This window comes from Shewanella putrefaciens (assembly GCF_016406325.1).
GTDB lineage: Bacteria > Pseudomonadota > Gammaproteobacteria > Enterobacterales > Shewanellaceae > Shewanella > Shewanella putrefaciens.
In genome coordinates, this window is record NZ_CP066370.1 from 705824 (window position 1) to 726095 (window position 20272).

The 20272-nt window shown below is 40.1% G+C and carries 18 protein-coding genes and 1 pseudogene; 10 read left to right on the forward strand and 9 right to left on the reverse strand.

Going from position 1 to position 20272, the window contains the following annotated elements:
* The first annotated feature begins 189 nt into the window (after positions 1 to 189).
* The gene (locus tag JEZ96_RS03210) at positions 190 to 1488 is read left to right on the forward strand and encodes a tyrosine-type recombinase/integrase (RefSeq protein ID WP_061783263.1); all 1299 of its coding nucleotides are present in this window, start codon (positions 190 to 192) and stop codon (positions 1486 to 1488) included.
* Positions 1489 to 1502: 14 nt separating this feature from the next.
* Here the strand turns inward: JEZ96_RS03210 and JEZ96_RS03215 are convergent, their stop codons facing one another.
* Positions 1503 to 1730, reverse strand: a complete 228-nt coding sequence (locus tag JEZ96_RS03215; RefSeq protein ID WP_061783262.1) for a helix-turn-helix domain-containing protein — start codon at positions 1728 to 1730, stop codon at positions 1503 to 1505.
* 167 nt (positions 1731 to 1897) lie between these two features.
* On the opposite strand from JEZ96_RS03215, the gene JEZ96_RS03220 reads away from it, so the two are divergent.
* The 4 genes from JEZ96_RS03220 to JEZ96_RS03235 all read left to right on the forward strand — a co-directional run bounded on the left by JEZ96_RS03220 (position 1898) and on the right by JEZ96_RS03235 (position 5198).
* Positions 1898 to 3199, forward strand: a complete 1302-nt coding sequence (locus tag JEZ96_RS03220) for a DUF2628 domain-containing protein (RefSeq protein WP_025007907.1) — start codon at positions 1898 to 1900, stop codon at positions 3197 to 3199.
* Positions 3200 to 3251: 52 nt separating this feature from the next.
* Positions 3252 to 4334 (forward strand): Lcl C-terminal domain-containing protein, encoded by a 1083-nt coding sequence (locus JEZ96_RS03225; protein ID WP_025007906.1) that lies wholly within the window; start codon positions 3252 to 3254, stop codon positions 4332 to 4334.
* Between the two features lie 194 nt (positions 4335 to 4528).
* The gene (locus tag JEZ96_RS03230) at positions 4529 to 4861 is read left to right on the forward strand and encodes a hypothetical protein (RefSeq protein WP_025007905.1); all 333 of its coding nucleotides are present in this window, start codon (positions 4529 to 4531) and stop codon (positions 4859 to 4861) included.
* A gap of 76 nt (positions 4862 to 4937) precedes the next feature.
* Positions 4938 to 5198 (forward strand): hypothetical protein, encoded by a 261-nt coding sequence (locus JEZ96_RS03235; protein ID WP_025007904.1) that lies wholly within the window; start codon positions 4938 to 4940, stop codon positions 5196 to 5198.
* A 69-nt stretch (positions 5199 to 5267) separates the two neighbouring features.
* On the opposite strand, the gene JEZ96_RS03240 is transcribed toward JEZ96_RS03235, so the two are convergent.
* The 7 genes from JEZ96_RS03240 to JEZ96_RS03270 all read right to left on the reverse strand — a co-directional run bounded on the left by JEZ96_RS03240 (position 5268) and on the right by JEZ96_RS03270 (position 12092).
* Positions 5268 to 5504, reverse strand: a complete 237-nt coding sequence (locus JEZ96_RS03240; RefSeq protein WP_025007903.1) for a helix-turn-helix domain-containing protein — start codon at positions 5502 to 5504, stop codon at positions 5268 to 5270.
* A gap of 190 nt (positions 5505 to 5694) precedes the next feature.
* On the reverse strand, positions 5695 to 7374 hold the full coding sequence (dcm, locus tag JEZ96_RS03245) for a DNA (cytosine-5-)-methyltransferase (protein ID WP_025007902.1): 1680 nt from the start codon (positions 7372 to 7374) through the stop codon (positions 5695 to 5697).
* Positions 7375 to 7476: 102 nt separating this feature from the next.
* A complete protein-coding gene (locus JEZ96_RS03250) occupies positions 7477 to 8595 on the reverse strand; it encodes a hypothetical protein (RefSeq protein WP_061782804.1) in 1119 nt (372 codons plus the stop codon).
* Positions 8596 to 8611: 16 nt separating this feature from the next.
* The gene (locus JEZ96_RS03255) at positions 8612 to 9838 is read right to left on the reverse strand and encodes a type II restriction endonuclease (RefSeq protein WP_025007899.1); all 1227 of its coding nucleotides are present in this window, start codon (positions 9836 to 9838) and stop codon (positions 8612 to 8614) included.
* Positions 9839 to 10020: 182 nt separating this feature from the next.
* The gene (locus JEZ96_RS03260; RefSeq protein WP_061782805.1) at positions 10021 to 10824 is read right to left on the reverse strand and encodes an HNH endonuclease; all 804 of its coding nucleotides are present in this window, start codon (positions 10822 to 10824) and stop codon (positions 10021 to 10023) included.
* A 149-nt stretch (positions 10825 to 10973) separates the two neighbouring features.
* Positions 10974 to 11510: a hypothetical protein gene (locus JEZ96_RS03265; RefSeq protein WP_025007897.1), complete on the reverse strand. Its 537-nt coding sequence runs from the start codon at positions 11508 to 11510 to the stop codon at positions 10974 to 10976.
* A 39-nt stretch (positions 11511 to 11549) separates the two neighbouring features.
* Positions 11550 to 12092: a hypothetical protein gene (locus tag JEZ96_RS03270; RefSeq protein ID WP_025007896.1), complete on the reverse strand. Its 543-nt coding sequence runs from the start codon at positions 12090 to 12092 to the stop codon at positions 11550 to 11552.
* Between the two features lie 323 nt (positions 12093 to 12415).
* Here JEZ96_RS03270 and JEZ96_RS03275 point away from each other — a divergent pair, with 323 nt between their 5' ends.
* On the forward strand, positions 12416 to 12859 hold the full coding sequence (locus JEZ96_RS03275) for an HNH endonuclease (RefSeq protein ID WP_025007895.1): 444 nt from the start codon (positions 12416 to 12418) through the stop codon (positions 12857 to 12859).
* A 229-nt stretch (positions 12860 to 13088) separates the two neighbouring features.
* Here JEZ96_RS03275 and JEZ96_RS19655 read toward each other — a convergent pair.
* Positions 13089 to 13217 (reverse strand): annotated as a pseudogene (locus tag JEZ96_RS19655) (transposase); the annotation flags it as partial.
* A gap of 628 nt (positions 13218 to 13845) precedes the next feature.
* Here JEZ96_RS19655 and JEZ96_RS03280 point away from each other — a divergent pair.
* The 4 genes from JEZ96_RS03280 to JEZ96_RS03295 all read left to right on the forward strand — a co-directional run bounded on the left by JEZ96_RS03280 (position 13846) and on the right by JEZ96_RS03295 (position 19460).
* On the forward strand, positions 13846 to 17949 hold the full coding sequence (locus JEZ96_RS03280) for an RHS repeat domain-containing protein (protein ID WP_061782806.1): 4104 nt from the start codon (positions 13846 to 13848) through the stop codon (positions 17947 to 17949).
* Between the two features lie 21 nt (positions 17950 to 17970).
* Positions 17971 to 18747, forward strand: a complete 777-nt coding sequence (locus tag JEZ96_RS03285; RefSeq protein ID WP_025007893.1) for an RHS repeat domain-containing protein — start codon at positions 17971 to 17973, stop codon at positions 18745 to 18747.
* Positions 18748 to 19074, forward strand: a complete 327-nt coding sequence (locus JEZ96_RS03290) for a hypothetical protein (RefSeq protein WP_025007892.1) — start codon at positions 18748 to 18750, stop codon at positions 19072 to 19074.
* A gap of 98 nt (positions 19075 to 19172) precedes the next feature.
* Complete coding sequence (locus tag JEZ96_RS03295) at positions 19173 to 19460, forward strand: hypothetical protein (protein ID WP_128637768.1); 288 nt, start codon at positions 19173 to 19175, stop codon at positions 19458 to 19460.
* The last annotated feature ends 812 nt before the right edge of the window (positions 19461 to 20272 follow it).

A 20272-nucleotide genomic window follows, 5' to 3' on the forward strand; every position in this document is an offset into this window, starting at 1 on the left:
ACCGACGCTCAGTCGGTTTTATATTCTTCTCATGAAGAATTGGTACCAGTGGCCAGACTCGAACTGGCACGCTTTTAAGGGCGGCGGATTTTGAATATAACGCTTGTAATATCACTATTATTTTTCATATAGTTACGACGCAAGTACAAACTTTGCAAATTCTTTGCAAAATAGCATCAGAATCAGACCATGAGCAAACAAGTCGAACGGCATGACATTTCAGACGAATTATACGTCTATAAACAAGATAACAGCGAGCGTTGGTATGCCCGCATCAAAGTTGCAGGTAAGTGGCACTCTAAAGCCACCAAGCAGAAAGAAAAAAAGAAAGCCATTGGTATGGCGTATCGGCTTCAAATCGAATACCAATTTATGGCAGACCGTAATCAACTGGTGAGTTCCAAGCGCTTTCGTGATGTGGCTGAAAAAGCCATTAATACCATGGCAGATATTATCAAAAAGGAGAAGGACAAAGACAAAGACAAAAATCACAAGTTTACGACCTACATTCAGGTGCTTCGCAAGTACCATATCCCCTTTTTCGATCGCACTTACATCACTTCGATTAATAATGAAAAGCTGCGTGATTTTGATGAATGGCGTGAAAAGCTACTTGGCCGGAAACCCGCAAAATCAACGCTACTGAACCACAACGCAGCCCTGCAATTAGTGTTTAAGGAAGCCGTAGATTGTAAGTGGATGCTGGCAGCACAAGTCCCCTCACTATCTACCAAAGGGGTTGAATCACAACGTCGAGCGCATTTTTCACCAGAGGAATACGACAAAGCATTCGATGCTGTATATCAGCTTGAGCAAAACAGCCGTAAAGAGAAAACCCGCCAAATTCGTGAGCTACTGATGGACTATATGGAGTTTGCGGTGAACACAGGTATTCGACCAGGAACAGAAATGGAAAGCCTGACATGGGGTGACATCCACATCGATACCAATGAGCACAATATTATCTTCTATATCACTGTGACCAAGGGGAAAACAGTCAAACACACGGGCGTCCGAGAAGTGGTTTGTCGTGATGAAATTTTCTCCAGCGTTCAAGAGTTACGAGAGCGTTTCCCAAACAGAAAGCCTTCTGACAAGCTGTTTCGCTTAGTCGACGGAAGTGAAACCAATGAACTCGGTAAAGCCTTTGATAAAGCGATAAAAGCGGCAGGTTTAAAGTCATCCCCCCATGGCGTTAGAACACTTTACTCATTGCGCCATACCTACATTACTTGGCAACTGATATCAGGTAACGTCAGCATGGAAGTATTGGCTAAACAATGTGGCACTAGCATTGCCATGATTGAACAGCACTACAGCCACGTGACGCCGAAGATGTACAGTAAAGAGCTGTCGGGTGTTGACCTCGGCATAGCTAAATCCAAAGTAAGAGCCAAAAGAGCGTCTGGTGGTAAGCAGAATGAAGCAAGACTGACTGAGCTGTTTAAAGAGTGGCAAGCCAGCTACAAACAGCGAGGCTGCATTTAAGCCTTAGGCAATCACTAACTTTTTAGTGATGTTCGACTCGGCAGCAACTCATGTGGCTCACAGTCGAGCACCTCAGCAATCTTGTACAACATATCGAGCGTGATGTTCGCCTCAGCTCGTTCTATACGGCCGATATAACTGCGGTCAATCTCTGCACGTAACGCCAATTCATCTTGAGATAAGCCTCTGAGCTTTCTCATTTTACGCATCGCATGACCAAATTCAGTCGCTAATGTTTTCATAGTGTCTCCTTCGTCACAAGGCAACCACTATGGGAATTTGCTTACCAACTAACCACGGATTATAATCCGCATTTAGTGCATATAGTCCTCATTTAAGTCCTTGAGCAAACCTGAGTTCTGCATGTCTAGCAAAGCCGATTGCTCTTCACGTATCACAAGGAAAGGTAATGAACTCCTACAACGTCATTTTTAAAGGTGAGATAGCAGAAGGAAAAGACCGCCATAAGCTGAGTCAGGCACTGGCAAAGCTTCTAAAAGTCCCCGAGGAAAAAGCACATCTGTTGTTCTCAGGTAATCCGATATGCATTAAGAAAGCTCTGAGCGAAAGTGAAGCTAACGCACTAAAAACCAAGCTGAACGGTGTGGGTATCATTACCTACATCAAGCCCGTAGCAACTCAAGCCGCAACGGCAACCCCTGTAGCCACCGCCCCTGTTACACCAAAACAAGTAGCGAAGCCATCGATTGAAGCTAAGCCATCTACGGCCACCAAGCCTACATTGAAGTCCTATGATGATTTAAGTAAAGGCTGGCAAAAGGTGTTTGCTGAATTTGACCTTAGACAAGCTGACAAGTTGGGCTATTTTGCTTCAGCAAAAAGTCCTGCACATACCTCAAGGCCTAAAAAGGAGCAATTAAAGGGGCAGAATATGGTTAACATGAATGCGCTCGCTTTTGTGTTTGGCTCGGGGTACTACTTCGCTAAGGGCATGTGGAAGAAAGGCATTTATCTGTTTCTCATGCTAATGCTGCTGAATCTGATAATCCTAGCAGTTGCATCACTCATTACTGACAAGAACCTGAGCAAGCTTGCTTTTATCATCAATTCTGTTGTCTTCGGTCTTATGGCTAATTATGACTATTACCGCTATTACAAGCTCGGTGAAACCACATGGCCTTGGATGCCTAAATGGATGACGGGCTGGTTAGGTATCATATCCTCTGCGGTTGTTACGTTTGTCGCGTTCCTTATCGTCTTAATCATTCTCGGCATTCGTTTCGGTGAACCATTAAATATTATCTATGTAAAAGAGGGGTACCTCGAAGACTACAAGCAAACCAACATAGGTCAGGCGTTTGATAAATGGACGCCTTGCGCCAACACGGCTTGGGTAGAACAAGAAGCCAGCAATGGCATTACCACAGTGGTATATACCTGCAATATGAAGCTGAAACACTTCAAGCAAATGGGTCAAAAAGCCTCTGAAGCGGTAACTGGAAAAGTAGATAAAACCTTTATCTCTCAGGTCACACGCGCATCATTGACGATTCAGTTTCTCATCAATCTCGACGATACCTTTGAAGTGAATACAGCAAAGTGGCAACTGTCATTGGGAGAAGGTAAAGAGTACACCCCGTATATCACCGCCAACAATGCCCTAGATGACATCTACAGTAACTCACTCAACAAGGCTATCGGCGAAATATTCACACCAGAAAACATCCTCCTCAATCAAGTAACGAAGTAATCATCAAGACCAACAGCCTGCTTTAATCAGGACAACATAACAGGGAACACCTATGAATAAGTGCATTCACGCAAGCATCAAACACGCCATAACGGCGATAAAGACACCGCCATCAAAGGCAAATCCACTGCTTTTAAGCATACTTGCAACAACATTACTCGCAGGTTGTGGCGGCTCGGACGGGGAGGGGAGTGATGACTCAGGGGGAGTCACGCCGACTGTCTATAGCATCCCAGCGACGGCAAGCCTTGGCGGGAAAATCAGCCCAGCAATCAACATGGTTGAATCCGGCTATGCAACCACCTTCACCGTGACACCCGATACCGGCTATCAAATCGATGATATCAGTGGTTGCGGTGGTTCATTAACTCAAAACAGCTATACAACGGCGGTCATAAATGCCCAGTGCGCGGTCACCGTATCTTTCAAACTCAGTACGTACAAAATCACCACACAAGCAACAACCGGAGGCAAAATCAGTCCCGAGAGTATTGATGTCAGTTACAACACCCACGCCAGCTTTAACCTCTCAACGGACATCGGCTATCAAATTGAATCCGTCACAGGCTGTAATGGCATGCTCAATAACAATGAGTACACCACAGGAACAGTGACATCAGATTGCCAAATCAACGCCACGTTTACCAAAATTGGCGATGGCACACTTGCTGAGCGGTATATCGATAACGGTAATGGCACTATCACCGACACGCAAACCAAGCTCATGTGGATGCGCTGTAGTGTAGGACAGACTTGGCAAGACGGTAGCTGTAAAGGCAGCCCTAATACTTTTATCTGGCCATATGCCATGGGAATGTCTATCTCTGATGGTAACTACACCGACTGGCGCTTACCCACCAAAGAGGAATTAAGTTCACTAATTTATTGCTCATCAGGCAAACCAAGCTATTGGAAACCAAACGATAATATGTGTGAAGGTAACTATAAAAGCCCTACATTAGCGCAAGCAGCATTTCCGCAGACACCTGACTATGCTGGCTATTGGACTTCAACTGCCAGCGATAATAGCCAGTTTGGCGGCAAGTGGCTTATCCAATTCTATGATGGTCATGGCCGCTGGAATGGACCAGTCCTTTATCTATACGTCCGGATGGTGAGAGGAAAACAAAAGTAACGGATCTCACCATTAGGTAGGTATTGCAGATAAAGAGCGAATGCCTACCGCTTCTAGTCTAAAGATTACCTTTGAAATGAATACCTTTCTGTAAATAAGAGACTGGCAATATCAATAAGCCATAATCCTGTCATACCCTCGCCATTAAACGGTTTCAAATGATAGGATACCGACATAAAACTCAGGAGTTTGAAATGACACACTATAAACGCGAGTTTGGTGAAGACTTTAATTTAGGCTTTAACCTCGCTGATTTCCCTTGGTTGAAAGATAAGAGCTGGCACAATGACGTCAGCCCAAGCTTTACCTTTAAAGCAGGTTCTCAGTACCTTGTCCTATGGGTCGACTATGAAGACTCTGATAGCCGTGAGCTTGGTCAAGAACGCTACCTTGTGATGACGGCAATCAATGAAGGTACAGAGGCTGCCCCAGAAATCTACACGGGTGAGGATAGCGAAGTGGTATTGGCGACTGAAAGCCCTTCTGAATTAACGGCATATCTGAGGCAATTAGCCTCAGCCCATTAATCATGGAACAACAATCCTGAGCGATTTAGCGAGGCTATTGCAAACGCCTCAATCGAAAAAAAACATAGGAAAAACAATGATGGATAAATTTGAATTAGGCGCTGAAGGAGTTGGTGATGTTCCTGACTATCTAGCGCAAGAGGGATTAGAATTAGCTGTTCTTTACTTTGAGGAACACGATTTAGAACCAGCAGAATGTTATGCCGCCTACAAGCAGGATACAGATTCTGAACTGGGTCAGTCTTGGTACGCTGCCGAGACCGAAGCCAATAGAATTATTCAAGGAAATAAGAGGTATGAGAATTCAATGATTGTGTTAGTTAATGAGTTGGCTTAACTCCATTGTTTTGATACTAAACATTATCGGTTATACAGACAGCCTATCAGAGTGAGTCAAACTGAGCAGCTATGACTTCTGTTTAATCAGCTCAATATGTAACCTATTAATAAACTCTTCAGAAGTCACGCCTAGTGCACTAATTAGCCCTTCAAGCGAATCAAGGGTGATGTTACGAACGGAGCGTTCAACTCCCGAAATGTAGGTGCGATCAATACCAGATTGCCTTGCCAATTGTTCTTGGCTTAACCCTGCCTCATTGCGCAATTGCCTTAACGTTACCGCTGTTGCCAGTTTAATACTCATAGTCAGTCCTACACATAACAATAGACAAGATGTTCCCAAATCTTTGCCTTAGACACAATCGACTATGAGTCACATACGACAATCTATACTGAGCTAATGCTATTAAAAATAGTAAATACCACCCAAGAAGAATATGATTTAAAAATAACGTATTACCCAAATCGTCCCAGCATTTTCAGAAGGCAAACATTCAATCTAACGACAAACATCTTTTCAGTAAATCGGCCACCCCACGAAATACTGGCACAACTACAGAGTTACCAAATTGCTTGTACGCTGATGTGTCGGCACAAACAATTCTAAAATTCGTATCAGCTTCGCCTCTATCAAATTCAGGCTTTTCAAACCCCATTAAACGCGCACATTCACGAGGTGTTAAACGACGGGGAGTTCGGTATAGGGAGTCAAACTCCTCAGCATAACGACCGAACTTGTCATCGTAAATCTTCTCACCTTCTTTAATCTGTTCATTGAAGGCATTTGTTGTCGACTTGGGATTATCATTCTTCCATTTATTTGCAAATTCTATAGCAAACCGTTCTCTATCTTGGTTTTTGCGAATAGCAAACTTTTTCCTGCTCTGAAGATACTCATCTTGTAAACCATGTTGGTTGATCAGAATTTCTGAACCATCTTTGTAATAGCGGGCAGATAGAGTGCGAGTTACTGCTTGTTCATTTTGAGGGTCAACTAATCCAAAACCGAAGCCATTACCTTTGCTTTGATGTTTAAGAGCATAGTGATACAAGTAGCTCCATAAGTTTGGAGTAAGTGTATATTTAGCTTGCTCAACTTGATCAAGAGGGAGAAGAATGTCTGCCAATGTATAGCGACTCTCTGGCTTAGCAATGTTTTTCAAACTTAAGTTAGCGAGTTCGGGGTTAGCCGCTAAAATGTCTTTTCTCACACCGACTAAAACGATACGTTCGCGGTGTTGTGGCGTATATATCGCGCCATCTATGATGGTCGGCTCAGGCTTACGCTGACGTACGATTTTAATCGCTTCTTCAATGTTCTTGTGCTGATTACTAATATCTGCAATCCAATAACCTGCTCGATCTAACGCACGAATGATTGTGGCAAAAGTATTTCCTTTATCGTGACTTTTAAGATTCTTAACATTTTCAAGTACGAAGTATTTTGGCTGTCTAACTATAAGTATTTGTTCGACATCGAAAAACAAAGTCCCTTGCGTGTCACAATCAAAGCCATGTGCGCGACCAAGTGAGTTTTTCTTAGAAACACCAGCAATTGAGAAAGGTTGGCAAGGAAAACCAGCTAACAACACATCATGCTCCGGAATGTGAGAAAGAATGCTATGCTTTCTTTCCTCTTCACTTGCTGAATCATCACCACTTCTTGTCACTTTAGTGATATCCATGAATGTATTGTTTCTATGGGGGTCATCTTCCTCACTGTTTAGAAAGTAAGGTAACTCGGTATCGTCCACAAAATGGTTTGCTAGGTAGGTTCTACGAGCATTTGCATCATATTCACTTGTAAACACACACTTACCGCCCGCGGCTTCAAAGCCTTTTCTTATTCCACCGATACCTGCAAATAAGTCGATAAATGTGAAATCAGGATTATCCCAATGTGTAGGTTTACGAGGTAGTAAGTTTTCTCTAAGATGCGCTATCGCTCGTTCGTGGAAAATGATTGGATGCTCTTCTGCTGAGGCTTTCCACTTATTAAGCTTTTCTCTTGTCACCGATGAGAAATCACCGCCAAGCATTTGAAATTGAATCGCAAGATTTTTTTGATCATAAATCTCGACAAGTAGCTTAAGTAACTTATTGCTTTGTAATCTATTCGTTTCGATTCTCAGTTTGTCAAACTGATCGCCTATTAGTATTTCTTTATGTAACATAACAATATTTTATGGGAGCTTTCCGTAAATTCTATCACACAAAATTCCCAGAGAGTATTTTTATATTGTATGGATATCCAGTACTAAGCATATAAAGATTGATTATTTGTCTATTCGGCAACTGTCTAACAGACTATCCGTGACCTTTTCAAGGGAGGCTCCTTCCAGTAAGAGTTTTATATTCTCTGCCACTTCTTCTGGCGGGGTCTGGTAGCTACCTAGTACATGGAAATCGGTTGCAGGTATTTCAAGGAAGTGATTCTTGGTCGCACCAGTAAAACTAGTTGTTTCATCGCTCTCTTGTGCTTTCTGGTTCAGCAGAGCTTCGGCCTTGTCTTTGGTCAACTCGGTGCCGATGAGCAGAACTTTATGGTGAAGGTCCCGGCGATTAAATATGTAGCCAGGATCGGAGTTTTTATTCCATTCAGGTTTTACTAAGATCAGGTGTAGAGTGCGGACGCCAGCCTTCCCTAAGTCCCTGACTAGTTTCGCTTGGCCTACATTGATACCAAATTTGAGAGGGGCCTTCGCTCCGCGTCTAAAGGGGAACTTATGCTTGAGTTCGATCTCCCAGAACTGCTTTCTGTAAAGGATGATCCGATCGAGGTCCCATAGCCAACTGAAGAATGGCTGGATCACGAAGTTTTTCATTACCCTATTAAGCAGCACCTCGTTCCTAAAATTGTCTTTTGTTTCAAAGGCTCCATGTAATCTACCCCAGAAAACAGCCATCTGTCTTTCTGTATCTCTGACATTCTGTTGGATAGCGGGGAAAGGGATTATTGCACATCTTCTTTTTCGTTGCAGGAAGGTTTGAAGCGGTAATACCTTTTCTTCTTGGCCGGGTTTGTGGCAGTAGAAGTCGTAGCTTTCCTCGTTGAAGCCGACGATAAAGGTGGTTTTAGGCGCAAGTTTCTGGAGAGTTCTAATATACTCTTGACTTACCCAGCTGTTGCTTCGATCCCAAACGAAAAAACAGCGAGCATTTCCGGCTCCCTTCTGCAGAGCAATAACTGTCGTAACGTTGGGCACCTCGAGACCTAGCTGTTCGAGTTGCTTTATGTAAGTCATCGCGACTGGTTCTATTTGTAGTCCTTCTAGGGTCTGGTGTTTGTCGTAGCTAAGGAGCTCGAACTGAATGCTTTTATTGTTCAGATCTAGTTGACTAAGCACTGTACCGTTGCTGACAGGTGTTTGCGTCCCTTGTATTTGTTTATTCACGCGGCATTTGCTCCTACTAACGCTGTATACCTTTGATTTCGTCTATAAAGTCCTTGAATGACATCAGCCATTCGGCCTGCGACGGTTGGTAGCTCGCTTGAATTGCTTCAGGTACAACGAGCTGCAGTTGTAGTTCTTCCATCTGCTGAGTTTGGGCTTCGCTGATAGCTGGTTCCATTGTTATAAGATGCTTACGCGGAACTCGTTTTGCTTCAGCTAGCACCTGCCTCCATCTGTCCTTGCAGGTAGTCTTAGCACCCAGAATACGGAGCTTATCCCCGGGGAAATTGGTATCGGCATAGCTACTACTGCCGGGAAACAGGAAGTCAGGCCTCTGTCTCCCCTCTGTTATGGCACCGCGATCAAACATAATGCCGTTAGAAAGCAATATAGTTTCGATATGGTTCTCAAAGGCATGTCCACTCCGTGATTTCCTACGATTCTGGACACTGAGCGAAAAGCGTACGAACTCGTCGACATCGTCGCCATTCTCACCAAACCCTTCTCGCAATCTCTGCTGCACGATGTGTTTCTCAAGCTGCCTGAACGCAGACTCTTCTGTCTCCATCCACTCTATGAGAGTCATGTCAGGGTTATCGACCGGAGATAACTCCCTTGTTAGGTCACGTGCAAATTTGGAGAAATCCTTGGTTTTGGGAAATTCGGCGCCAAACCTATCGATGATAAGCTCAAGATAGTCTGTACCCTCGGAGCCGATTTCTATTCCGTACCGAGCGAACATCAACCTGATGGGGAGGGTGAATCCGGGCTGATCGACCTTCACGCCAGTTAGTCCCCTCTCATTAGTATTGGTATCCCGCACACCGAAAAGTGTTCGGATCTGATCTTCATAATCGCTACTAGGGGGACAGAATATCATCAGCAGCGTCCCTTCACGTGTAACAGCTATCAAGAAAAAATCGCCGGGTTCAAACCTATTACTGACATCGTTAGATTTGTAATAGAGCCGCCACTCAGGGGAGCGGTTAGGATCTTGGTAGCGTGTATCGTACCAAGTAACTGTATCCTCACAGATGATCGGCTCGCCTTCCTCCTCAGTGAGGTAGACGAGCATCGCGGCAATTTTTATCTGGCTACCATCATCAGGAGTTCCCAAATCTTTGCCAATACCAGCCTTAACCAGTCCACCTATTTCGTGCTGATTTGACACCGGACTGGCATCGACGGCTGTAAGGTACTTGAATGCAGCTGATGTGAATACATCAGCGAGCTGCTCGAACATGCTTAACTCTTGTCATTTAAATACTATTGAGTAAGCTTAACCTAGATTAAATTCAAACTCATCAACAAGTTATATTTTTGATAGTTATGTTGAATATATTCGTTTAGTTATACTGAATCGCCACTTCTTCACTAGGCGATTTTGAAACGCAGTGGAAAACTAATCTGGCAACCATGCCAAGGTTAGCCCTTTGAAGCCAGAATTTTGATTATTTCATTATATTCAATGTTACTTTCCTTCATGAGTATATGAACAGCCTTATGACAGTTAGGGCAAAGGAGCGCTAAATCTTGAGGTTTGATGGCGTACTTTTCTGAGTACGTAGAAATTGGAGTCTTGTGGTGTGCCTCAATATATTTAACTCCATATTTTTTATGAAAATCCAATGAACATATTTCGCAGAACCATGAGCGAGCATTCTTTACTGCAGAAACTACAGCCTTGCTTCTTTCTGCCATCAAATGGGTAACATAACGACGCTCACCTTCTTGATACAGGACTTCGCTCAGATCATTAACCTCATGTTCAAAAAATGAACCTTTTCGTGCAAGTACAACGAATTTTTCTTCGATCTCTGCAACAGAAAAATCACCTTCGTAAAGCCATTTGCCCTCTGATTCTGTGAACAAGAGAATAGGATAAAGATGCTGTGGTTGCTTTATAAGAACATCGTTGGCCTTTTCCCGAAAATTAACCTCCCCATTCCTTGCTTTAAATGAATAGTGAAATATCGATTTTTTATCGCCAGACCAACCATCTTCTTCATATGATCCCGGACGAGTTTTTATAATTACAGCTTTCACGGACGGTAATTTTCCAATCCAGTTTATGCCTTGCTGAGGTGTATTCCAGATAGCAAACTCAGAACCCGACCAATACTGCGAGGACTCAACCTTAGAGTACTGAATTAGGTCAAATAAATTTCTCTTTGAAACGGTATCTCCAGCAGCAAGAGAAAATAAATCCTGTGGCTTACTCAATTCCATGTGTGCACGCTCGAATGTTTCTAAGGACTTGAAGTGACACTAAATTTTACCACAGCTTCAAAATCTTCACAAAATCTTAGCTCTGATTCATTTGGACTCTTTCTTCAATAAGGTATTTGCTCACAACTTACACAAAGCTCCCAATTTAATTAATCTGTTTCATTCAAAGAAACTGACCACGCCCCCACAACACAAGAAGTTTCCGATTGATACCAATTTTGTTTTGTCTTGAATGATTTTTTTAATAACGATGTAACCCTATATCCAGACATTGACTCGATATAAGATTGCCTTCCATCATCAGGTAATTTCGAATCAAAAACATCAATTAATGCACAAAATATCTTTGATGTATTTGGTTGTGTAATTTTACAGAGTTTAATTATATCTTTTTTGTAAGCAGTTGCAGTACCCCGAAGTTTGAACTCTATCGCTAAGGTATCTCCATTTTCAAGTTCAAAAACTAGGTCCGTAGGGCCACCATTACCAAGGTTTGCCTCTCTAATCCAAGTAACACTTAGACCATCAAAGATTGTATGAGCCTCCTTTAAAATTGCTTTACCGCATTGATAAGCAAATGCCAACTCTGGCATATGAAAAATCCCTTGATTAGTAATAACCGAAAGTTCTTTATCCTCAGAGATTGCCGTTTCAAAAATAATCTCTGCTATTCTAGTCATGCGCATGCTTCGACCTCCGGTGATATAGCAACCAACAGCGCTCTGTTACGCTTTTAGCCATGTATAGAACTCTTCTGTCATTTCGTTTTCCACTGTCTCAATAGTTCTGATGTCAACAGTGGAATTACACCCCATCAGAGGAACTTCGATAGTTTCTTCTTGGTCTGACCAATCCATTTCTAGATATCGCACTTGATCATTATCATAGGCAATTCCACTCACTCGACCAAATCCGTATAGTTTCATGGTCTTACCAAATTGCTCTCTCTTCTTTAGGATAACTAGATCGCCTTTACATATGCTGTTGAAACGTTCTACCTGATGCTCGCTTTCATGATAATCGAATCTACAAATTCCCTTCTCTTTCCATTCGGTATCAAGGCGTTCATTGAAGTCAGCTCCAGGACAAAATCCCATAAAAAGTATGTAAGAATCAGTTGGCGTTGAATTATTAATCGCATCAATAACATACTTAGCGTCACTATCACCTTTACTATATTTTTCGTCTGCGTTCCGTTTCAGCTTGACGAGATCGGCACGACTCATATTTCCACTTTGAATTCGATTGATTACTTTGTCGTACTTCATAAAATCTCGCTGATTAATTGAGAGCGTACATCTTAGGATTTGAACATTATCTATAAGGCAAAAATATCTAGATATACTTGGTGGCAACCAATCAATTTATATTGACATTAATTATGCTATAGGAGTTTGCTTTTTTGCGGAAGCTGTTTTTTATCAAGTTTTGAGGGTAATCACTTGATCTCATTTTAGCTTTTTCATTCATTTACGTTCACGTCTGACTTATTATTGATCTTGATTGACAGCATTTTGGCCTCGCAATGTTTATATTTAATACACTATCATGTTATAGGCTAATCTAATGTAGTTGAATTAAGGAATAAAAAATGTTCACAGTAACTTACCATGACGATTCTAGGCGAACAAACAAATATAAAACTGAGAGTGGGGCACTTCGCGCTGTTTGGAAGTGGCTAAGGTCAGAAGAAATCGCTGGTAAGGGGCACTATGCAATTGTGATTGGACCAAGTATTACTGAACCTAGAGTAATATCGCAGTGGTCAGAATTACCATTCTCTGAACAGCCAAATGAAGTAAACTTTTTACAAACAACTGAATGGCGTCAATTAAGGCGCAAAGCATTTGAACTATATGGTAACTACTGCGCCTGTTGTGGAAAGACTCCAAAAAATGGAGTCGTATTACACGTAGATCACATAAAACCACGCTCATTAAGACCAGACCTTGAATCAGACATAACTAATCTTCAGATTCTTTGCGACGGGTGTAACCAAGAGAAATCAAATATTTATGAAAGAAAATGGCGCTAAATTGATTAACGCAGTAAAGAAGCTAAATATACGAACAGTTAACACGTAAATTGATCTCATTTGCACTTTAATTATACTTAAAGTGCAGTTTTCGCGAGTTATAGCACTCACTCGACGTATCAGAAGAGAAAGGAGTTTAACATAACTGAACTCAGAACAAGTATCACTTAATAGCCTTGAATTTGTAGAACTCCCAAATTGCTACGAGTAAAGTATACACTTCTTACTTAATGGCCAAATTCACGATACCACTACAAAACAATCGTGGACGACCTTCCTTGCCTTGTTCTACTTAAGCTTTCCAGTTGGCTATAGCTCCCTCATCAATCCAGAAGGTAAGTTAACCACGGTTTATCAAGGCTTGGTTGTATTGTTTCCAGTTGGTCGTTTGGTAGCGGGGTTAGGCATGGTTACTTGGTAAGTCTGTAAATAATACAGATCTGATCATCTGCTTCAAAATTAGTTCAACTGATTTTGGAAATAAAGCCACTCAGTTTTAATTTCAATATGCTAGTTGTATATAGTTATTTAGTTAGATTTAATTGTGTTTTTTAAATTCAGTATAATTATATTTTTCCCTGAATCACCTACTTCAGTAGGAGGAGTTCATTCATAGTTTTTTCTGTATATTTACTCATGTTAAATTTGTCGATTCGGTTGGTATAAACGAAGAAACCATTCGTAGGAACGTTAGGGATTTCAGATGACCTAAATTAGCAATTGCTTTGTTAGCTGATTCTTGAATAAAGTCTTCTTTTAGGGGCAAAGCCACCTTCTTCAGAAAGTGGATTCTTAACTTGAGTAAATTTTTTATTAATAAACGTTAGTAATTAATGTAAATTAAATTGTATTAAATAGTAGATGATATCATGATTCTTCAGTTTATTCATGGAGTTGTTCTGTATATTGGAGGTGGTAGTGATTGCTTTTTTATTTATTCTTTTTAGTTTTAATGGTGATATATGTTAAGGATTATATCGGGTGTCATGCTGTTATTCTCTTTTTTTGCGGTTGCAGATCAGTTTACAAGTAATGATCAGCAGCAGCAGTATTATAAGAAGTTATTTATAACTAGTGAGGCGCTATCAGCCAGTGACCCTGGAACAGTTTTTGGAGAGTCAATAGATCTAAGTTCGGGGGCAGTGATGTTTCGCCGTAAAGATGCATCATTACCAGGAAACAATAGTTTACCATTTGCTTATCCTACTTATTATGATATATCAATGCCTGATTTTGCTGGATGGAAGGAGGATATTCCAAGAATTGAATATGGGTATATTAAAGGGAATGGAAACCATTCCACTCTTGCTGACGGATGGCGTTCAGGTAAATTTTGCTCACAGACTCAGACTTCATCTAATAGTGCCTCTACGATTCTTGGTAGACAGCATACTGGGACGACATTAGTTATTCCCGAACTGGGCACAAAACCGTTACTAAAAAATACGCAAAAAATTGGTGGAAATAGTATTGATGAATACCCATATGTAACCAATAACTTATGGAGAATCAGTTGTTATATTTCAGCTGAAACTAATAAAGAGGGATTTAGAGCAACCTCCCCTGAAGGCATTACATATTTTTTTGAACATTATGTTGATAATCAAAAAGTTCACTCTTATGAAAGAAATAATGTAAAAGGCGCTGGAAATATTATTTTCACCATGTCAGGTGGTTCAGCTTACAGGAAAGTTGCTGCATTATATGTCAAAAGGATCGAAGACCGTTTTGGGAATTATATAACCTATAAATACCATAATGATGGTGGCCTATCTAAAATGGAAAGTAACGATGGAAGAGTGCTTGAAGTAAAATATTTAAATAATGAAAAGGTATTATCTTTAACAGATAATACCTTGTCACAGAAAAAAGAATGGCATTATTTTATTCGAGATAACAAATACATAATAACTGAGCCAGATAATAGAGAGTGGAGTTACAGTTTATTTATTAATAAATACTATACAATACCACCGAATGTAAACTTGCATTATAATACAAACTGTATCATGGCCTCTTTAAATGATGTAATGACGGTCACTACACCAAATGGACTTATCGGAATATTTCGATTTTCAGAGCGTATTGATTATAGTTCTAAATATCTTTCACAACCCTCGAGAGAACCTATAGATTGTAGGCGAATAATAAATATAACTGAGAAAAAAATTGCTTTTTCTGAGCAAGATGACTCTAATGCATTGATTTGGTTATTCGAATACTCAAAAAATAAGGGTGGATATGTTATAAAGGGACAGAAGCCACCCGCTGAATTTCTATTAGAAGGAGATGTCCCGAGCAATGTGGATCGTTTTCTCTCAGATTTTACTTTAGTAAAAAAACCGGATGGTACATCAGTTAAAAGTTATTTTGATCGTGAGGTTTATTCTTTATCTGAAGGGAAAGTTATCTCTAAGGAATATTTTAATAAAAATGGTGAAGTTATTAGGACAGAATTATTTGAGTATGGGGCTGGCTCAAATTTTGGAGAGTTAGTTAATAAATTTATTTTTGATGGTTGGAGGAATGTCGTACAGCTCAAGAAAATAGTCAAAGAAAAAAACTCTGAGTACTCAACTTCCTATATGAAATTCAATGAATTTAACACACCAACTATGCTTGTTGAAGCTTCTGACTCGCATAAAAAAACCTTAACAAGCGAATATATTTGGAATAGTAAATATTGGATATTGAACTTAATAAGCAAAGAATTTAAAGGGGATGAAAATCCATCATCTATACCATTAAAAGAGTATGTTTATGATGATAGAATGCTAGTTCGTCAACAAAAATTATTTGGTAAACTTTTATTAACAAATACATACCATCCTGATGGAAATCTACAGCAAACGACCTATGCTGATTCCACTCGCTATGAAAAATTTGAAGATTACCATCGTGGGAAAGCTCGTAAAATTACTTTTCCTTGCGCAACAACAAATGGGTGTAACACTGCGAATGGCAGTACTTCAAACACCATCATAGCTTTACTGGAAGTTAATTCAGATGGCACCACTAAAAGTGTCACAGACTTTAATGGCAATAAAACGTCTTACACCTACAACCCCATCGGTTGGTTGACAAAGATTGACTATGCTGACCCTAAGTGGGCCGACAAAGTTATTAGTTATGCTGTTGTTAGTAGTCTTGGAGATGGCGTTGGCGGCAGTGATGTTGCCGTCGGCAGTTTGCGTCAGACTATTTCGCAAGGGAATTACGAAAAACGGATTTATCATGATGGTTTGTTGAGACCTATTTTGACTCAGGAACGTGATATATCCAACCCATCAACGACCAGATATCAGTCGTTTACATATGACCATGATAATCGTCAAACATTAGCCAGTTTCCCAAGCACTGATGCAAGTAACCGGATAGGAATGGAAACTGAATATGATGCTCTAGGACGAGTGATTACCCAGATTCGAACGAGCGATGGTAGTGTCAGTCGTCGTGAATATCTGTCAGGTAATAAGGTTGCCGTGACTGATGGAGAAAACAATACAACGACAACGACATACCTTGCCTACGGCGAACCCTCATTTGATAAACCAACTTTAATTGAGGCACCAGATACGGATGATGTCGCAATTGATTATAACGTATTTGGCCAAGTAACCAGTATTCGTCAAGGTAATGTGACTGAAACACGAATTTACGATGCTTACCAACAATTGTGTAAGCAGGTGCGTCCTGAAACGGGGATTTCTGCATTTGGTTACAATGGACAGCGCCAACAGATATGGCGTGCAGAAGGGACTAACGGCTCAACAACGGCTTGTGATGCAAGTGCTATCCCTGCAACACACAAAGTAGTATTGAGTTATGACAACTTAGGGCTGTTAAGAACCGAAAACTTTCCTGATGCAACACCTGATAAAACCTATAGTTATGATGGCAATGGCAATCTCACCTCTTTACTGGCAGGGTCTGTAAACTGGACGTATTTGTACAATAGTTCGAATACTATCGAAAAAGAGACTCTTACGCTCGATGGCAAGAACTTTGTACTAGACTGGGAATATAACAACCTAGGCGCATTGAGTTCTCTTATATATCCCTCAGGAGCAATCGTTGATTTTGCACCTAATGCACTGGGTCAAGCAACTAAGGCAGGAAGTTATGCTTCAGGAGTAAGTTACCATCCGAACGGACAGATTAAGCAATTCACGTATGGTAATGGGATTGTGAGAAATGTTGCGTTAGACACGACAGGCCGTATTGATGCACTGACAGATATCAAAGCAGGCTCAGTCAAAAATAGTCTCGATCCAAGTTATGACTATAACGACAATTTGGCCCATTTAATCGATTGGGTGGACCGCAACAATGATGTAGATAATCTCACTTATGACGGAGTCGATAGGCTTAAATCTGCTGATGGCAAGTGGGGGACCGGTCGGTATAACTATGATGGTTTGGGTAATGTGCTCAGCCGCAGTTTGAATAACTCAACCATTACCTACAATTACAATTCACTTAACCGCTTAAACAATCTAACTGGTGCCTATGCCTATGGTTACCAATACGATACTCGCGGTAATGTGACCAATAACGGACGCTATAGCCTTGCCTATAACTTAGGTGAACAAATGACCTCAGCTAAAGGAATTAGCTATGTCTATGATGGTCATAATCGAAGAGTTAAACAAACTAAAGCAGATGGTTCTCACTATTCTGTATACAGTCAGGCCGGACAGTTATTATACCGTGAAGCTGCGAATGGTACAAAAAGTGATAATGTATTCTTATGGAAACAATTAATTGCTGAGGTCGATAATGCAGAAAATCATTATATAAAGTTTGAGATAACTAATCCTCCGGAAGTTTGTAGGCAAGAACCAATACTTGGTTCAAAAAAGACAAAGACGATCTGTACACAAGATAAAAAAGGATTTAGTTGGACAACTCAAAATGCCAGTTCTTGTACAGGGGAAGTTCAACGCTTAATTGGAACTAATATATCTGGTACGACCGAAATTTCAGGCACTTCTGGCAGCTTAAATTTAGGACGGCATTTTACATTAAACGTAACCATGACATGTCTAACAAATTCCAATCAAACTATAACAGCGACTTATAGCTTGTAGGTCTGTTAGTTAGGAGTAAATATGAAATATAAAAGTTTGATATTTTTTTGTTTGGTTTATATAACCTCTTTTAACCTTATGGCTACCGTTGTGCGATATCAGCACACAGATATGCTAGGTTCAGTGATATCTGAATCTGATGAGACGGGCAACATCATCAGTCGCAGCCATTATGAACCTTTTGGTAAACGCATAGGTGGCGATAAGGAAGGTATGGGATATACTGGACATCTACATGATAAAGATTTAGGCCTGACTTATATGCAGGCACGCTACTATGATCCACTGATTGGGCGTTTTTATTCGAATGATCCTTTAGATTTTCGTGATGTGCATAGTTTTAATAGATATACTTACGCTAACAACAATCCTTATAGATTCACTGATCCAGATGGAAGAGAATCGCTAGGTGTACTGATTGGTAATTTGCTTTCAGGAAAAAGTCTAGAAGAATCAGCTAAATCTACCCATGAGACCAATATGGCAATGGCTAACGGCGCTAAAGAAGCTCTCTCTTTTACAAGGGTTGGCACTGTTATTGACACTGTTGAAACGGTAATTGAAGCTGTGAATGGGGAGAGTGTTGTAGACAATGTTTCAGGAATGGCTACTGGTGAGATCGCTGGTGCTGTAACTGAGAAGGTTCTAGAGAAGAAACTAGGAAAAGAAGGCTCGGAATTTGTAGGAGCAGTTGTAGGTAAATTATCTGGTGATGCGGCAAAATCATATGTATCTGATATTATTGAGAATAAACCTGACGTACCACAGATCAATCCCGATAAGGTCAGAGCTAATTAAATGACCAACATCAAAGTGATTAATCAACTATTGTTAGGAAAACGAATTACATTGTATTTGTCTATTTTACTTTTGGTGGCGTTCTTTTTTAGTGCGATTTTTGGTGAAAAAAATTTGACATTATTATTTTTATATTTAATTTTCATATTTTGGGGGAGCAATAAGGCGTTTGCATATTATCTAGGGGATGAGATACGTTTAACTTATGCCTTGAAGATATCAAAAGACTGTCCAGAAGTCTTTAGGGTTATGGCTTTGTTGTTTTCTTTATCAATTACTCTATATGGGGTAGTTGAGTTATGTAGTTTGATTTTTATAAATACATAGATAATGAGAGGTTATGTGTGAACTTAAAAGTTATTGCTAAATATTTCATGATAATTTACGCGTTATTAGTGCTGTCTGGAGTGCCCATTGGTTATATTATGGCTGATATTGATCCAACTGGGAAAAATGTTCCTTCTTGGCTGGTAGCATATAAATATTTGGCTGTTTTTTTTATTAGTTGTATATGTTTTTATTTTTTTATAAGAACGCAGGGTAATAAGCCTCTTGTTCATGGGTTTATAATTATATTATTGGTTTCTGGCGTTTCATCAGTGGTAGATTATTTGATTTATTCAGAATTTGATTTGTTTGGATTTTTACTAGACTTTTCTATTATTGCTTTTTCGTTATTTGTATGTTTCGGGTTATCAATATTACGGAGGTAAAAAACGAAGTTAGTTATCCTGAAATCAAAGCATGTAGAGTGCAACATTATATTCACAGTGATACATTTATGATTGATAAATGTATCACGTTGTTTAAGTGAATTTGTTGTGAGAGTCTCGGAGGGAGATTTATGCATGAACATGAACATGAACATGAATATGCAATTGTATATTCTGTCTTTATTAAAGATTTTGAAAGGAAAAACTAATGGCAGAAGTTAATGAATTATTTTTTGAAGATAGTGAAGAATTTATGTTTGTCAATGATATCAATTACTTAGATTGTTAAGTGCACAACTTTTATAGAATATCGATCTCAATGACTAATGAAACTTTAAATGGTCAGAAAGTATTAAAATTTTGTATTTATTATTTAGTGAATCACAATAAACCAAAAGCTGCATTAGATAACTACTTTAGTCAAAAATATGTAAATTAAGGGAAATTAACCTTTAATCCAAAGTCTTGCACTCGCTTGTCTCTTGATCACAAGTCTGGTTGAAGAGGCAAGGCAAGGTGGTAACCTTCGAGGATGGTTTGCAGTTTGAACCATCCTTCCCACAAACTTTCCCATCCCACACGTCCAGTACGTTTTGAGTCATACCAACTCTAGTGGCACTGTAGTGGCATACAAAAATTAGCCAACTTGATAGAAACTATGTGAATTACGCTGCACATTTCTAATTCAAAAAAAATAATGCACTTTAATTATCATTAAAGTGCAGATTTCGCGCATTTTAGCGCTTATTCGATGTGCTTTACGTATTATAGTAAAATACTCGTGCAAAACTCAGTTTATGCAGCACAATATG

Bases quoted from the DNA above. Each gene is read 5' to 3' on its own strand.
- JEZ96_RS03220 (WP_025007907.1), top strand. From the start codon at position 1,898: ATGAACTCCTACAACGTCATTTTTAAAGGTGAGATAGCAGAAGGAAAA.
- JEZ96_RS03240 (WP_025007903.1), bottom strand. From the start codon at position 5,504: ATGAGTATTAAACTGGCAACAGCGGTAACGTTAAGGCAATTGCGCAAT.
- JEZ96_RS03235 (WP_025007904.1), top strand. From the start codon at position 4,938: ATGATGGATAAATTTGAATTAGGCGCTGAAGGAGTTGGTGATGTTCCT.
- JEZ96_RS03260 (WP_061782805.1), bottom strand. From the start codon at position 10,824: ATGGAATTGAGTAAGCCACAGGATTTATTTTCTCTTGCTGCTGGAGAT.
- dcm (WP_025007902.1), bottom strand. From the start codon at position 7,374: ATGTTACATAAAGAAATACTAATAGGCGATCAGTTTGACAAACTGAGA.
- JEZ96_RS03230 (WP_025007905.1), top strand. From the start codon at position 4,529: ATGACACACTATAAACGCGAGTTTGGTGAAGACTTTAATTTAGGCTTT.
- JEZ96_RS03255 (WP_025007899.1), bottom strand. From the start codon at position 9,838: ATGTTCGAGCAGCTCGCTGATGTATTCACATCAGCTGCATTCAAGTAC.
- JEZ96_RS03280 (WP_061782806.1), top strand. From the start codon at position 13,846: ATGCTGTTATTCTCTTTTTTTGCGGTTGCAGATCAGTTTACAAGTAAT.
- JEZ96_RS03210 (WP_061783263.1), top strand. From the start codon at position 190: ATGAGCAAACAAGTCGAACGGCATGACATTTCAGACGAATTATACGTC.
- JEZ96_RS03225 (WP_025007906.1), top strand. From the start codon at position 3,252: ATGAATAAGTGCATTCACGCAAGCATCAAACACGCCATAACGGCGATA.
- JEZ96_RS03285 (WP_025007893.1), top strand. From the start codon at position 17,971: ATGAAATATAAAAGTTTGATATTTTTTTGTTTGGTTTATATAACCTCT.
- JEZ96_RS03215 (WP_061783262.1), bottom strand. From the start codon at position 1,730: ATGAAAACATTAGCGACTGAATTTGGTCATGCGATGCGTAAAATGAGA.
- JEZ96_RS03295 (WP_128637768.1), top strand. From the start codon at position 19,173: ATGGCTGATATTGATCCAACTGGGAAAAATGTTCCTTCTTGGCTGGTA.
- JEZ96_RS03270 (WP_025007896.1), bottom strand. From the start codon at position 12,092: ATGAAGTACGACAAAGTAATCAATCGAATTCAAAGTGGAAATATGAGT.
- JEZ96_RS03275 (WP_025007895.1), top strand. From the start codon at position 12,416: ATGTTCACAGTAACTTACCATGACGATTCTAGGCGAACAAACAAATAT.
- JEZ96_RS03290 (WP_025007892.1), top strand. From the start codon at position 18,748: ATGACCAACATCAAAGTGATTAATCAACTATTGTTAGGAAAACGAATT.
- JEZ96_RS03265 (WP_025007897.1), bottom strand. From the start codon at position 11,510: ATGCGCATGACTAGAATAGCAGAGATTATTTTTGAAACGGCAATCTCT.